Source organism: Olivibacter domesticus, assembly GCF_900109575.1.
Taxonomy (GTDB): Bacteria; Bacteroidota; Bacteroidia; order Sphingobacteriales; family Sphingobacteriaceae; genus Olivibacter; species Olivibacter domesticus.
In genome coordinates, this window is sequence record NZ_FOAF01000002.1 from 782,365 (window position 1) to 797,407 (window position 15,043).

The window sequence follows — 15,043 nt, forward strand, 5'->3', positions numbered from 1 at the left end:
TAACGGACTTCATTAATAGTCCACTGATATATATTTTAGTTATATACTACTTATAAAGATATATTCACACCTGCTGTAATCGACTTGTAATTTGGGTAATCTATCCCATTAGCTCGTGTTAAGTTCCGTTCCGGATCTCCCAACTTAAAATTTGTAATAGTTACATAGTTTTGGGCGTTAACAAAGACTTTGGCCCGTTTAATATGGAGATGCTGCAACCAGTCTGATTGAAAATTATAAGCTATTTGGATATTTTTTAATCGCAGGTAACTTGCATCCTTAACCCAGTAATCTGAAGTAAGATAATTTTGAGGATATCCGGACGACGTGGTAAGTCGTGGCAGCGTAGCCGTTGGATTTTCCGGTGTCCAAGAATTACTCAACCATTCGTTGGTAACACCTGCTCCATTACGATAAGGAAAAGCCAGATTACCATTTGCGTAAGTTTCCGCATCTGCTACCCCTTGAAAAAAGAGATCTAAATCAAAGCCTTTATACGCCCCATTAAATGTGAAACCATAGGTATACGTTGGAATGCTACTTCCTATAACCATTCTATCGTTGTTATCGATTACATTGTCACCATTTTGATCTATATAACGGATATCTCCCGGTTGGGTACTTGCCGCCTGATAAGCATGCGCTTGCACTTCTGCCTCGCTTTGGAAAATGCCATCAGACTGAAGGCCGTAAAAAGAGCTAATTGCGTCCCCTTTTCGAATGATCGTCACGCCATCATAATAAATATTTCCCTTAACATCCAGCACCTTGTTTTTCACGTAAGCGACATTCCCCCCTATCCGATAACGAAAAGCACCTGCTTGATCTTGATACGCAAGGGATAATTCAATGCCCTTATTTGAAACTTTACCAATGTTTCGGTATGGGCCCTCCAACTTTCCAACTTGAGCCGGAATATTAACCTTTCGTAGAATTTCATTAGTTGTTTTATCAAACACATCTAGCTGAAAGGATAATTTATTTTGGAGGAGATCCAGGTCCACCCCAAGGTTTGTCATGGTAGTCGTTTCCCATGTAATCGTTGGATCGCTAATTTGTGTAATAGCTGTACCACCCACTACATTATTATTAAAGCTATAACCTTGCCCAAGGCTAATCGCATTTACATAGCTAAATAGAGGAATTTGCTGGTTTCCCAATCTCCCCCAGGAGGCTCTTAATTTCAGATTATTTATCCAATTAGCATCTGCCAGAAACGCTTCCTGATTAATACGCCAAGCTCCAGAGAAAGAAGGAAATACACCCCAACGTTTTCCTTTAGCAAATCTCGATGAGCCATCGTAACGAATGTTAGCCTCCAATATATATTTATCGCGAAAACTGTAGTTAACCCGTCCGAAATATGACTGTAAGCGTGATTGCGAAGATTTTCCTCCCACTTCAGGAGCCGTACTACCAGCATCGAGCTCCGTAAGCTCATTGCCTAAATATCCTTGGTTATAGGCATCAAAATCGCCTTCGTCAAAACGTTCAATACTAAAACCTCCCAAAGCATTAATAGCATGATCATCCAACTGTTTTACAAAATTTAGCGTATGAAAATTCGTTAAATTCACCGCATTTGCTGCAATCTGTTTTACACCCCTAGTAGGAATATTCCCCATAGGCGTTAGCACACCAGTTTTCGGGTTGGTAAGTGAAATTTGCGGGTAAGCATATTTCTCCTGCCTATAAAGTAAGTTAGCCGCCGCCGTTATTTTATAGGTAAGGTTTAAAGGTAATTTTACTTCGGCATATACATTAGCCAAGGTCCGATAACGGGTATTTTTCCTAAATCCTTCGTAAGACAAAGCCAATGGATTACGGAAAAAATTATGCCCCGGCACACGAACCCATTGATCGGCGTACGAGCCATCTTGCGCATAAGGTGCCTGCATAGGTAAACCTCTATATAACAATCCCATTAATCCCCCTTCACCATTAGCCTCATCTGATGTATAAGCACTCTCTCGATCGTTCCAGAATGTCCCCGCAACATTGGCACCTACCTTGAGCCAGCCAGTGACGTCGGATTGTATATTGCTATTAAATGTATATTTTTTTGCATTTGTTTCCAACAAAACCCCTTCCTGATCGAGATAGCCAAAAGAAAGCGAAAAAGATGTTTTTTCTCCTCCTCCTGAAAGCCGTAGATTATGTTCTTGAATCGGTGCGTTTCTATACATTACATCAAACCAATTCGTATTCGGATAAACGTATGGATCTGTTCCAGACCTATATTCCTGAATAAGGTCATCACTGTACTCAGCAGGTTTACCTTCGTTTGCCAAGGCTCGGTTTTTCCCTTGCATATATTGAACAGCATCTGTTACCACATCGGGCTTAAAGGTTGCTCTTTGCGACCCTCCATATACGTTATAATCGATTTGAAACTGACCTTTCTGGCCCGTTTTGGTTTTAACCAAGATAACGCCATTAGCCGCCCTGTTTCCATAAATAGCAGCAGAGGCGGCATCTTTTAACACGGAGATGCTTTCAATATCGTTGGGATTTACCTCACTCAATGGATATTCAATACCATCCACCAACACCAACGGATTATTATTATTTAATGTACTTACACCCCGAATTCGAATGGTATTCCCCTCCGCACCGGGTCTTCCTTTATTTTGATTGACATAAACACCGTTAGCGCCCTGAAGCGCTTGGGTTGCATTAGTAATAGGTCTGTTTGCCAAAAATTTAGCATCAACAGTAGCAACTGAACCTGTCAATGTGCTTTTCTTCTGTGTACCATACCCTACCACCACCACATCTTCCAGTTGGTTCAAATCGGCTTCCAGAAAAATCTCCACGCTACCTGTACTAACTATTTTCTTCTGGGCTTTATATCCAATGTAACTAATAAGCAATGTATAAGGGAATCTTTGGCCGGTCACGAAGTGGAAATCACCATGCTCATCACTACTTGCCCTATGTGTTGTTCCATCCAACGCAATCGTTGCACCGACAATAGGTTCTTTGGTGGCTGCATCAAGTACCTTCCCTTGTAAAGTCGAATTAATAAGCGGTTTAGTTTCTTGTGAATAAACATTTTGGAGTAAAATCCCAAAAACGAAAGTTAAAAGAAGCAAGCTCCTATGAACACCTGCCTTTAAACATTTAATCATATTGAAATGGGTTAAGTAAATTAAAAAAGGCGCAACGCCATTGTACCCTTTTTATTAAAATATATTATTGTTTGGCTATTCTATAGCTATATAATACTATACATCAGACAGCATAGTGATTTTTCCACATGAAGCTCGATAGTCGAAATGAGGTTTTTTAAAATAACAGGGATGCATGCACTGAGCTGCACCGCTTACATGGTTATACATAAGATTGAGTTTTAGTTAAATAAATGATAAGTGCAACGCCTATTGAAACTTATCATTTTTAATCCTTAAAAATTATATTCCTTTATAACGTATTTGTTTTGGCAGCATCGATAGCGGATAAGAATTTTTCTTTAGCATTCAAGCATTGCATTTATAAAAGATTGATTATCGGCGACAAAGGTATAAGAATTTTTTAAAAAACAATACAAAGTCTATATGTTTAGTCTATTTTGTAGCATTAAACAAATACACACCTATTATTCAATAAATTACACATTATGCTATTTAAAAAAAAACAATTAGCCAAGGTCCAAAGACTGCCCTCTACTACAACACATATTGTTAATAGGGATAGAGAAACCTTACATTCAATTAAAATATGAATATCTGGTAGAATGCCCAAAATTGTTTTTATAAGAAACCGCAACACGTCAGTAGTCCTTCCGTTAATGTAATAGTATAACTAAAACTTATTCCCACGTACCTTTCACCTACCTTTTACCTAGGTGTTACATACCTTTCTTTAGTACATCTTCCGTAGCTCAAAAATACTTATTGTCTATATGTCCTATACTTCATTAAAGTATTTCGGGAGCTGTTAGATGCTCTTTCGTAATGGCGGCTTTTTGCCCTTTGGGTAATTTGTCGGATAGTCATTTAAGAAAATATTGGCCCTTCCACTTATAAGGAAAATATTCTTGGTATAACTATTGCTTATAAACTTAATTATAGATCAGTTACACTAAATAAGTTGAGCTATGGAAATTACAACAACTACAATACACGAACTTAACTGGGATTTTCCGAATGCGCAGGATTTTAATGCCGAGATTATTAATGGAAAAATCACCAAGCTTATTCTACAGGATGTGGGAGAGCTCACTAATTCTCATCTCGATTCAACCAATGAAAAATACTTACGCCATGTGCATAGAGCTTTAGGTGGTTTATTTCAGCATCTTGATAAAATAAGGGGGATAGGTAGTTTAGATCATCAAGAAGATGAAGATGCAGAACTAAAGGATGAAGAAAGAAATTTACGTTATCTTCAACGGGATGAAAGTGAGATGAAAGAATATAAAGAACGTGTTTTAAATTCCATTAATCGCTCTTAGTTTTTTCTCTTATTCAACAAGCTCCCACTGCCCAATGGTTTATTAAAACAGTATTCGAAGAAAGCCAAAAAATCCAGAAATAATAATTCGGAAAAGGGCTGATCAATGACCAGCCCTCAAATCTTGTTTTTGAAATTATTAATCGAGTACCTGGCTTAGCACATTCCCGTTTGCGTCAAAGGCAACCTTCAACTCTTCAGTGAAGCTCTTCAATTCAAGCGTATATCCTATGCTGTTTCCTTTGGTGATTTTTTTTACATCATCTATTCGGTAACTGTTAAAATTTGCTCTAATCTTTGTTAAAACCTTTTGCGGCAAGTCCCTTTTTGAAAGATCTTCTTTGTGTTCGGTTAATTTCCCTGCTTGATCGTACCATGCATCATGATCCGTTGAGAGCAACCCTGTTTCAAATTCCACCTTATACAAATCGCCTTGCTGTTCCCATTCCACATCCGACGCATTAGGGAAAGCTTTGTGAAAATTATTGATCACTACAGAGGGTACTTGGCTTGATTGAATATCCTGCCCTAACGAAACATTCGCATTGATAAGCAATGCAAGAAAACCGATTAAAATACTTTTTTTCATCTTCATATCATTTGTTTTTTAAAGGTGATGACGCTATCATGATTCATTAATTCAACTGTATTATTCGCAAATCATGATAGTTCCATGTCAATAATTTTTAATTCTAATACGAAGAAACAGTTCAATTCTGGAAAAATGTTGGAATATTTTGGTGCAATACCGGGGGAAGAAAAAATTAATGCATTTTAGACGAACGAAGATCAAGCGCTTAGTATAGAGGTCTATTATTGAGCATTGAAGCGCACATTAAAACAGTGCTTATTGTTTTCGAAACGATAGGTAACATCAAAACCATACATGCTACAAATCGCCTTTACGATGGCCAATCCCAATCCGGTTCCCATCGACTCTTTATCCAACGACTTATAGAAGCGGCTAAAGATTTTATTCGCATCCAACTCTTCCACTTTCCCTGTATTCGAAATTTCAATGGCATTTGCCGAGATGTCAACCGTCACAACACCATTTGTTACATTATGAAAGATGGCATTCTTTATTAAATTAGCCACGATTATGTTGGCAAGAGATGCATCCATCTGAACATTCAAATCGCTTGTTTCATTAACAATGATTTTTACCTCTTTAAAATCTGCAAACTCGTCCAGATCTTGTACGGTCTGTTGTACAATCCTATTGAGGGAAATGCTTTGCTTATCAAAAAATTGCTTGTTTTCTATTTTCGTTAAGAGTAGCAACGACTTATTCAAGCGTACCAAGCGTTCAATAATCGCTAAAATTTGCCCAAGACTTTCGGCGGCTGAATCCTCAATACCTCCCTTTTCTAGCAACAACTCTAACTTACTGGTGGCCACCGCCAAGGGTGTCTGCAGCTCATGTGACGCGTTTTCAATAAATTGCTTTTGTTGTTCGTAGGTTTCCAAGCTGTGTTGCAGCAAGGTATTGACGGCATTTTTTAAACTATTGAACTCTTTAATGTTGGTGGTTATCTCGGGTAACTCTTTGCCCCTTCCTAGCCTAAAGCTTGTAACTTGACTAAGAAAGTTGTAAAAGGGTTTCCACAATTTTCGTAAAACAATATTATTGATGATAATGATACTCGCTACCAAGATGAAATACAACCAAAACACCGACCAAAATAAATCTTCAATCAAATCATCTTCTTCCACCATTGAATTGATGATTTTCAGCTCGTAAAAATGTCCGTGATTTTCAAATGCAGTAGTGAGTATACGCACCGGTTCCAGATCATCTTCATCTTGCATATACATCAGGGTATCAACGTATCGATCTTTCATGGCAAGAGCAATTGGTTCGCCTATTTCCCGAATGGCATAATTGCTTTCATCGAAATAGTTTTTCTTTAGTACCGATGAATCATCATTCGCCTTCTGAATAATTAAGAGTTTGTAATTTTCCAATCCATCGTCTATACTATCGTGGATTTCGTCAAGCATATTTACATAAAAAATAATCGACCAAATCGTGACAATCAGAAAAATAGAGATAGAAAGATACTGTAAGGATTTATTGAGCAGTTTCATTTCTCAACCATTTTATAACCAACACCATAAACTGACTCAACTTCTATCGCTGCATGTACTGCATGTAATTTCTTTCGAAGGTTTTTTATTTGGTAATAAATAAAGTCGAAGTTGTCGGCCTGATCAATATTGTCACCCCAAACATGTTCCGCCAATGACGATTTTGTTATCAGTCGGTTCATATTAAGCAGAAAATAATTAAGCACATCAAATTCCTTCCTATTCAGCACAACAAGTTCACCGCTCACAAAAAGTTGCCGTTCCTGTAAATCCAATACAATGTTTGTGGTTTCAATGGTATTTTTTCCTGCGAGCTTTTTTCTCCGTAAAACAGCTTTTACTCGTGCATTAAGTTCAGCAATATGGAACGGTTTGGTCAGATAGTCATCAGCACCTAGCTCAAGTCCTGCAAGCTTATCGTCAAGTGAATCCTTTGCGGAAATAATGATAACATTTTCCGATTTACCTGAATCTTTCAGCTGCTCCAATAAATGAAGGCCACTTCCTCCAGGAAGCATAATATCTAGCAAAATACAGTCGTAATCGTAAACAATGATTTTTTCCAGCGCCGTGGGGTAGTCGGCAGCCGTTTCTATTATAAAATGTTCTTTTATAAGCGAAGCCGAAATAGCCTCCAACAATTCCTTTTCGTCCTCAACTATTAAGATTTTCATTAGAACAAGTATAGGGTTAAATTCTGGAAAGATTTTGGAAACATCGAATATCTCTTCTACTTTTTCTTGACAAAAAGTAGCCAAAGTCAAGGCTGCACGGACTTCGCTAAAGATTCAGATCCGTCCGCTCAAGACTGTTGAGCCGCTTCGCTTCCTAACAGCCTTTTATACCTTACACTCGCTGAATCTTCTTAACGCTCATCCCATGAGGCCGGTCCTACCAGCGTGCCGAGACTGTCTTGCTACTTGATACCCACAACTAACAACTAGCAACCAATAACTGACAACTAATAACTAATAACCAACTAGCAACCAATAACTAACAACTGACAACTAATAACCAACTAACAACTCATCACCCTCTGCCATCCTTTGTAGGCTTCTGCTACTTTAGGCACAGATGCACTCCGGGCAATTGGGTGCCTTTGAAAAAGGGAACGGATAGCATCTACATCGGTGAAAATCCCGGTCTTAAGTCCTGCTAAAACACCTGCACCCAGGGCCGATATATTTTTATTTTCATTTTTTACAAGCGTGGCATCCAATAGGTCACTTAAAAACTGCGTAACGAACTGATTGCTACTAGCACCACCATTCACCATGAGTTCATTTACGGTCATGCCAGCATCCTGATTCATCGCCTCTAAGACGTCCTTAATTTGGTAAGCGATAGATTCGAGCGCGGCCCGCACAATATGGTTCTTATTGCTGGCAAAGGTCAAACCCTCAATAGACGCCTTTTTGTTCATGTCCCAGTAAGGAGCACCCAAACCGCTAAAAGCAGGAATCAGGTATACGCCGCCATTATCTTCTACCGAATTGGCCATGGTTTCTACCTCTGAAAAATCTGTAAGTAAGCCGAGTTCCGTTTTTAACCAGGCCAGCGGCGAGGCGCAAGATACGATGATGCCTTCAAGCGCATAATCCACCCGGTCTTCTGTGCTCCAGCAGATGGTAGAAACCATCCCCGAAGTCGAATTTTTACGTTTGCTCCCCACATTGAACAAGATGGAACATCCCGTGCCAAGTGTTGCTTTTGCTGTGCCTGGGTAAATGCATGCCTCCCCAAAGGCCGCAGCGTGGGAGTCCCCTATGAGTGCATGGATGGGCAGCGCCTCTTCAAATAACCCTTCAAAATGACTTGCTCCAAAAGCATAGGACGACGGTTTAGCTTCCGGCAGTTGAATACCATCCAAGTTAAACCGCGATAACAATTCCCGGTCCCAATCCAAGGTGTCTAAATTAAAAAACAAGGTACGCGACGCGTTAGTATAGTCGGTCAAATATTTTTCGCCCCCTGTTAGTCTGTATAGCAACCAAGTATCTATCGTTCCAAAATACGCCTCGCCTGCATCAATGGTCTGGCGGATTTCCGTATGATGTTGGTACAACCACATTAACTTTGTGCCAGAAAAATAAGGATCAATGCACAAACCCGTTTTCTCCTGTATGATATAAGCCAAACCCGCTGCTTGCAAGGCTGTGCAGATACTAACCGACCGTTTGCATTGCCAAACGATGGCATTATAAAGCGGCTGGCCGTCCTTATTCCAAAGTACGAACGTTTCACGCTGATTGGAGATGCCGCAAGATTTTATTGCCGATAGTACCCCTCCGGCAGCGCTGTATTGATCTACACAGGCTTGAACGGACTGTAAAACATTTTTATAAATCTCTTCCGGGTCTTGCTCTACATAGCCTTCAGGCAGGTAATGAGTTTTTAACGGAACGGTAGCCTCCGCGAAAATGCTTCCCGCTTCGTCAAAAATAATTGATTTCGTTCCACTCGTACCTTGGTCGATCGCTAAAATATACGAACTGCTTGTCATGCCTATTCTTCTTTATGATTTGCTTTGTCAATGATTACGGCTAGTAAGATCACCACTCCTTTTACAACCTGTTGCCAAAAGGGCGAAACATCCATCAATACCAAGCCATTGTTCAATACACCAATAATCATCGCACCTAAAACAGTGCCTATAATGGTACCTCTGCCACCTGCTAAAGACGTACCGCCGATAACAACCGCCGCAATGGAGTCTAACTCATAACTTAGACCAGCATTGGGCTGCGCAGAATTTAAACGCGAAGTAACCATAATACCCCCTACTGCTGCAAGAATTCCCGCCAGTGCATATACCCATATTTTGACGCTATTGATATTAATACCCGATAATTTTGCTGCACTTTCGTTGCCTCCGATGGCATAAATATACTTTCCAAAGGCCGTTCGGTTGGTGAGTATAGTGGCTAATAGCACAACAATAGCAGCAATCCAAACCAGTACCGGAATGCCCAGAAACCATCCCGTACCAATAAAAGAAAACTCCTTCCCTAAAGATGAAATAGGATAACCCTTTGTCCAGAGCATCGTAAATCCTCTAGCAATGGTTAGCATTGCCAGCGTTGCCACAAATGGAGGCACTTTAAATTTAGTGATTACAAAACCATTGAAAGTTCCCAGTGCAGCGCCGACCAGGGTACCTGCCAGCAAAGCACCCAAAAGTGTAAAGCCTATATATAGATCATATGTAGGTAATGCTATACCAAATTTAAGGAGTCCGGCGGCAATTGCACCACTAAAAGCCAAAATAGATCCTACCGACAGATCAATCCCCGCTGTCAGGATTACCAAGGTCATGCCAACGGAGATGCAAACATTTACCGAAATCTGCCGCAATACGTTCCAGCCATTGGCGAACGTAAGGAACTTATCGGAGAGCAGGGAGAGCACTACACACATTAATAGCAGCGCTATAAGCGATTGAAATTTGGCAATTTTTGAACGTTGTTGAATCATTTTTTTAATTATATGGTCTTCGGAATGGCAGCCCTTAATACATTATCTTCATTTGCCTCATGTGCTTGAAACGTAGCGGTTAACTTGCCTTCACACATCACCATCACCCGGTCAGACAGGCCAAGAATTTCCGGAAGTTCCGAGGAAACTACCACGATAGACATCCCCTTTTCGGCAAGACTCACAATAAGTTTATATATTTCATTTTTGGCGTGCGGATCAATGCCTCTCGTCGGTTCATCTAGCAACAACACACGCGGCTTCGTCACCAGGCATCGTGCCAGAACTACTTTCTGCTGGTTGCCGCCACTCAGGTTTTTCGTTTGCTGCATAGGAGAAGAACACTTAATTTTTAGCGAGTCTACATACTGCCGCGCTAACTCCAGGTCTTTCTTTCTGTTGATGAAACCCAGTTCAGTCACCTCACTAAGCCGACTGAGGCTGACATTTGTTTTGATGTCTAAGTTCAACACCAGGCCATTCTTCTTCCGGTCTTCAGGTACTAATACGATTCCTTCCCGAATTGCCTGTTGCGGAGATTTCAAGTGTAATGTGCGTTCCTCCATCCAAACGGTTCCACTTCTACGCGCATGATGCATGCCAACAATGGTTTCCAATAGCTCGGTGCGGCCCGCTCCCATCAACCCGAACAAGCCTAAAATTTCACCCCGACGCAACTGAAAAGAAACATGATCCACGATGAGGTTCTGTTTTATTCGCGTATCCTGCAAAGACATACCCTCAACGCTTAATAATACCTCCTCACCTACTGCTCTATGTGCTTGACCTAGTAGCTGAATCTCCCTGCCTACCATCTTGTTAATGAGTCCATCATGATCCACATCCCCCATTTCCCCACTTTCCATCACGCAACCATCTCGCATAACGATGTAGGCATCCGCTATTTTAAACAGCTCATCCAGCTTATGCGAAATGTAAACAATTGTTTTACCTTCATCGCGCAGCGCTTCAATAATGCCAAAAAGAACATCCACCTCCTGTTCACTGATGGCCGAGGTAGGCTCATCCATAATGAGCACATCGGCATCCGTTAGCAGGGCTTTGGCAATTTCCACCACCTGCTGCTGCCCAACCTTCAGTTCGTTTATCAAGGAATTCGGGCTCACATTGAGTTTTAATCGTTCCAACAGCTGCTGGGTATTGCTCCGCATCGCTTTCCTATCTACAAAACCCCATTGATCCGTGAGTTCCCTACCCAAATATATATTCTCAAAAATGGAGAGATCCGGAATCAGGTTGAGTTCCTGATGAATAATCGCAATACCACCATGTTGGGCCTCCCGTGGATTAGCAAAATGTACTTCTTGCCCCTTGTATACGATCTTACCTTCATAATCCGGGTATACGCCCGACAGGATTTTCATCAAAGTTGATTTTCCAGCACCATTTTCACCAATAATAGCCGTCACTTTTCCGGGCATCAGCCTCAGGTTCACTGCATTAAGGGCTGTTACGCCTGCAAACTTCTTTGTAATATTAAGGGCTTCAAGCATATTACCTCCTTTCTTTTTGTGACTTTTCCACGTGTAAAGGAATAATTGTCGTTTCTGCCAATACCGGATCTTTTCGGTTTAACTCTATCGCACCTATAAAACGAAGACTATCGCCAACTGCCAGCTGCTGCAATGTTGGTGTAAGCTGTTTCTTGATCAAGAAATTTATTTTTTCCGAGACCTCGTTAAATACCATGGTATTATCAAAAGAATCTACCGAAACGAGTCCTGCAGCATCTCGTGCTGCCGTGCCATAGATGTATTGAGAAGCTAGCTTAAAGCTTTGTTTTGCGCTGTCTTCCAACCACACATAGCCTGAGTCTTTGCTAACTACAACGCCGCTACCATTTACCATAAAATACCGGATATCACCATCACTAGGCGCATGCGAATAAGCGTCGAAAGCTTCCGAAGGGTTAGCTTGTAAGGTATTCCGCAACAACGCAAAATCGGTAAAAGCAGCCGTAGATTTGGGTATTGTTTTAAACAAATAATTGCTGGCATAGCCATCAACGTCAAAGCCTTTGTTAGCAGCTTTCACTGCTTGGAGGCTTTTAATGTATACCGAATTGTAAACCAGTACGGCACCGACGAGCACCAACAATGTATATTTTATTCCCCGCTTTGCCATATCTGTTAGTTTTTCTTACCGTAAGCAATGTATTGGTCAATGTTTTTTGGCGTCACCACATCCACTGCGATGGGCAATTTCTTTCGGAAATTCCGCTCGCCTTTAAAATAAGCGTCTGCGAGCGTTGCCGCCTTTTCAGCAATCAATTTCGGAAACTGCATAGCCGTAGCGTTAATTTTTCCATCTTTAACAGCATTAACGGCATCTTCCGCACCATCAAAACCATAAATTTTCACTTGATCTTCCTTTCCTGCGGCTACCGTAGCCTGGTAAGCACCCATAGCCATCGCATCATTGCCACAAAAAACGCCCTTGATATCCGGGTGTGCCTGGAGTATAGATTCCATTACCTCCATCGCCTTATTTCGGTCGAATTCTGCACTTTGCTGGGCTACCATCTTCAGGTCCGGAAAATTATCTACCACGCTGTGAAATCCTTTTGAACGATTCCAAGTGTTGTTGTCCGAAACAATACCAAGTATTTCTGCATAATTTCCCTGCCTGTCCAAATCGCCCACAAATAATTTACCCAGCTGCACACAGGCAGCATAGCTATCAGATAAAATTTGAGAAGTAGCCGCCGTTCTAGAATTAATTTCCCTATCCATGCAGAAAACAGGAATATCGGCATCCGTAGCTTTCGTTGCATTCACAACAGAACCTTCGGCGTCTGTTGGATTAAACAAGATAGCATCATAGCCCGCAGCTATGGCATTTTCAAAATGATCCGTTTCTAAGGCTGTATTATTCTGCGAATCAAAAATTTTGCTGGTGTAGCCAAGTGCCTTTGCTTTTTCCGCTGCAGATTCTGCCAGAAAAACAAACCAAGGGTTATTGAGGGTAGAAACCACAATAGCAATCTGTTTAGGCTGCCCATCTTTGTTTTTGTTGCCGCAGCCCAAACATAACAGCAACAACAAGGCCCATATATTTAGGTGTTTCATCTGTTTATTCGTTAGTTTAATTGCCAGATGAAGCCGCTGATGATCAAATAATCATTATGTTATGTACTCAAGATTATTTTAACCATGCCGGGTTCATAAAGGGTTAGTTTTATAAAAATTATTGCCTAAGATACATCTATGCAATCGTGTTTAGTAATGCCAGCGCTGTATCAGCCAAACCTGTTTCCGAAATACCGTAATGATTCAGAATTTCAACCTGCGAACCGGTCACCGTGTATTCGTCAGGTATGCCAACGATTTTAAAGGGTTTACCATGATGATTCTGTAGCAGGTAAGCCGCACAGGCCTCCCCGAGCCCACCATTTACACTATGTTCTTCTACCGTTATAATAGCCCTTGTATGCTCCGCGCGCTCCTTCAATAAAGCTGTATCCAATGGCTTGATCGTATGCATACTCACCACCGAAACGTCCAATCCATTCTCCCGTTGCAATCTGCCCGCTGCTTCTAAGGCCGGGTATACCGTTTCCCCAGTAGCAATAAAAGTTAGATCCTTTCCTGCTTTAATCATGCGCCCTTTTCCTAATGTAAATGTATTTGCCCTATCCTCGGTGAGGAGTGGCATGTTCTTTTTTCCAAAGCGCAAATAGATGGGCTTACCAAGCTCGCTAGCCTGTAAAATAGCCTGTTCCGTTTCATAATTGTCGGCAGGGGCAACGATTGTTAAATTATTTATAGCCCTTAAAACGGCGTAATCATGCAAACTGTGATGGGTTGAGCCGAGTGCTCCATAACTTACTCCTGCACTGATGCCAATAAGTTTAACCGCATTATCCGAATAAGCCACATCATTTTTTATCTGCTCTAAGGCACGTGCTGTGAGAAAACAGGCAGGTGACACTGCAAATGTTTTTTTACCAGTAGAAGCCAGTCCCGCCGCTACACCCACCAAATTCTGTTCAGCAATGCCGATTTCTACGATTTGCTCCGGATATTTCTTACCAAAAGGCACCAACTTACCAGAACCTCTAGAATCGCTGGTTACCACCACCACATCTCTATCATGAGCAGCCAGCTGCTGCAAGGTAGTAGAAAACACCTCCAGATTTGGCTTTGCAGCCTTGGCAACCTCTGTTGTTATATGTTCCATAGTTATATACTTAATTCTTCCAGTGCTTGTGCATATTGTTCGGCATTTGGCACACCGTGATGCCAGCTCACACTGTGTTCCATAAAACTCACCCCTTTCCCTTTTACCGTGTGTGCAATAATTAAGCTTGGTTTACCCGCTTCAAAAGGCATGCTTTCGAAGGCTTCTTTAATAGCCTTTAGGTCGTGTCCATCCACATGTTTTACGGCCCAACCGAAACTTTCAAATTTCTCATCCACCGGATCGGTATTACACACATCCGCGGTTGGCCCTGTAATTTGCAAACTATTTTTATCGAGTATAGCACATAAATTATCCAATTTATAATGGGCAGCTGTCAATGCCGCTTCCCAGTTTGATCCCTCCGGCAACTCCCCATCTCCCAAAAGTGTAAACACCCGATAATCTCTTTTATCCATTTTTGCTGCAAGGGCGGTACCTACACTGATGGGCAAACCATGACCAAGCGCACCTGTATTTTGCTCCACACCGTTTACCTTTCTGGTAGGATGCCCAATATAGTGTGACTGGTAGCGGCACAGAGTATTTAAATCTTCTTCCGGGAAGAATCCTTTATCAGCCAATACCACAAACAACGCTTCCACGCAATGTCCTTTACTTTGAATGTAGCGGTCTCTATCGGGCGAGGCGAAATTCTCCGGTCTCGTATTCAATACCACATTATACAAAACGTTCAAAATATCGATGCACGACAAACTCCCACCTGTGTGACCAGCATTCGCGCCAACTATATATTTCAGAATTTTCTGACGATATTCTTTTGATTTTGCAATTAATTCGCTTTCTACCATAACCTATAATG

The 15,043-nt window shown here is 41.3% G+C and carries 12 protein-coding genes; 1 reads left to right on the forward strand and 11 read right to left on the reverse strand.

What is annotated here, in order from left to right:
* Positions 1 to 50: 50 nt before the first annotated feature.
* Entirely contained in the window at positions 51 to 3,131 is a 3,081-nt protein-coding gene (locus tag BMY50_RS13760; protein WP_093325353.1) for a SusC/RagA family TonB-linked outer membrane protein, read from the reverse strand.
* A gap of 968 nt (positions 3,132 to 4,099) precedes the next feature.
* On the opposite strand from BMY50_RS13760, the gene BMY50_RS13765 reads away from it, so the two are divergent.
* Positions 4,100 to 4,456 (forward strand): hypothetical protein, encoded by a 357-nt coding sequence (locus tag BMY50_RS13765; protein WP_093325356.1) that lies wholly within the window; start codon positions 4,100 to 4,102, stop codon positions 4,454 to 4,456.
* A gap of 138 nt (positions 4,457 to 4,594) precedes the next feature.
* Here BMY50_RS13765 and BMY50_RS13770 read toward each other — a convergent pair whose 3' ends face one another.
* From BMY50_RS13770 to BMY50_RS13815, 10 genes are all read right to left on the reverse strand, one after another.
* A complete protein-coding gene (locus tag BMY50_RS13770; RefSeq protein ID WP_238383765.1) occupies positions 4,595 to 5,050 on the reverse strand; it encodes a PepSY-like domain-containing protein in 456 nt (151 codons plus the stop codon).
* 218 nt (positions 5,051 to 5,268) lie between these two features.
* Positions 5,269 to 6,546: a sensor histidine kinase gene (locus BMY50_RS13775; RefSeq protein WP_093325361.1), complete on the reverse strand. Its 1,278-nt coding sequence runs from the start codon at positions 6,544 to 6,546 to the stop codon at positions 5,269 to 5,271.
* On the reverse strand, positions 6,543 to 7,220 hold the full coding sequence (locus BMY50_RS13780) for a response regulator transcription factor (RefSeq protein ID WP_093325867.1): 678 nt from the start codon (positions 7,218 to 7,220) through the stop codon (positions 6,543 to 6,545). The genes BMY50_RS13775 and BMY50_RS13780 overlap by 4 nt, the downstream gene beginning before the upstream one ends.
* 344 nt (positions 7,221 to 7,564) lie before the next feature.
* Positions 7,565 to 9,049, reverse strand: coding sequence for an FGGY family carbohydrate kinase (locus tag BMY50_RS13785; RefSeq protein ID WP_093325364.1), 1,485 nt, complete (start codon positions 9,047 to 9,049; stop codon positions 7,565 to 7,567).
* Positions 9,050 to 9,051: 2 nt separating this feature from the next.
* Complete coding sequence (locus BMY50_RS13790) at positions 9,052 to 10,020, reverse strand: ABC transporter permease (protein ID WP_093325367.1); 969 nt, start codon at positions 10,018 to 10,020, stop codon at positions 9,052 to 9,054.
* 8 nt (positions 10,021 to 10,028) lie between these two features.
* Positions 10,029 to 11,534, reverse strand: coding sequence for a sugar ABC transporter ATP-binding protein (locus BMY50_RS13795; RefSeq protein WP_093325370.1), 1,506 nt, complete (start codon positions 11,532 to 11,534; stop codon positions 10,029 to 10,031).
* Position 11,535: 1 nt separating this feature from the next.
* Entirely contained in the window at positions 11,536 to 12,165 is a 630-nt protein-coding gene (locus BMY50_RS13800) for a DUF2291 family protein (protein WP_093325373.1), read from the reverse strand.
* A 5-nt stretch (positions 12,166 to 12,170) separates the two neighbouring features.
* A complete protein-coding gene (locus tag BMY50_RS13805) occupies positions 12,171 to 13,109 on the reverse strand; it encodes a D-ribose ABC transporter substrate-binding protein (RefSeq protein ID WP_093325376.1) in 939 nt (312 codons plus the stop codon).
* A 136-nt stretch (positions 13,110 to 13,245) separates the two neighbouring features.
* Positions 13,246 to 14,220, reverse strand: a complete 975-nt coding sequence (locus BMY50_RS13810) for a transketolase family protein (protein ID WP_093325379.1) — start codon at positions 14,218 to 14,220, stop codon at positions 13,246 to 13,248.
* Positions 14,221 to 14,222: 2 nt separating this feature from the next.
* On the reverse strand, positions 14,223 to 15,032 hold the full coding sequence (locus BMY50_RS13815; protein ID WP_093325382.1) for a transketolase: 810 nt from the start codon (positions 15,030 to 15,032) through the stop codon (positions 14,223 to 14,225).
* Positions 15,033 to 15,043: the final 11 nt, after the last annotated feature.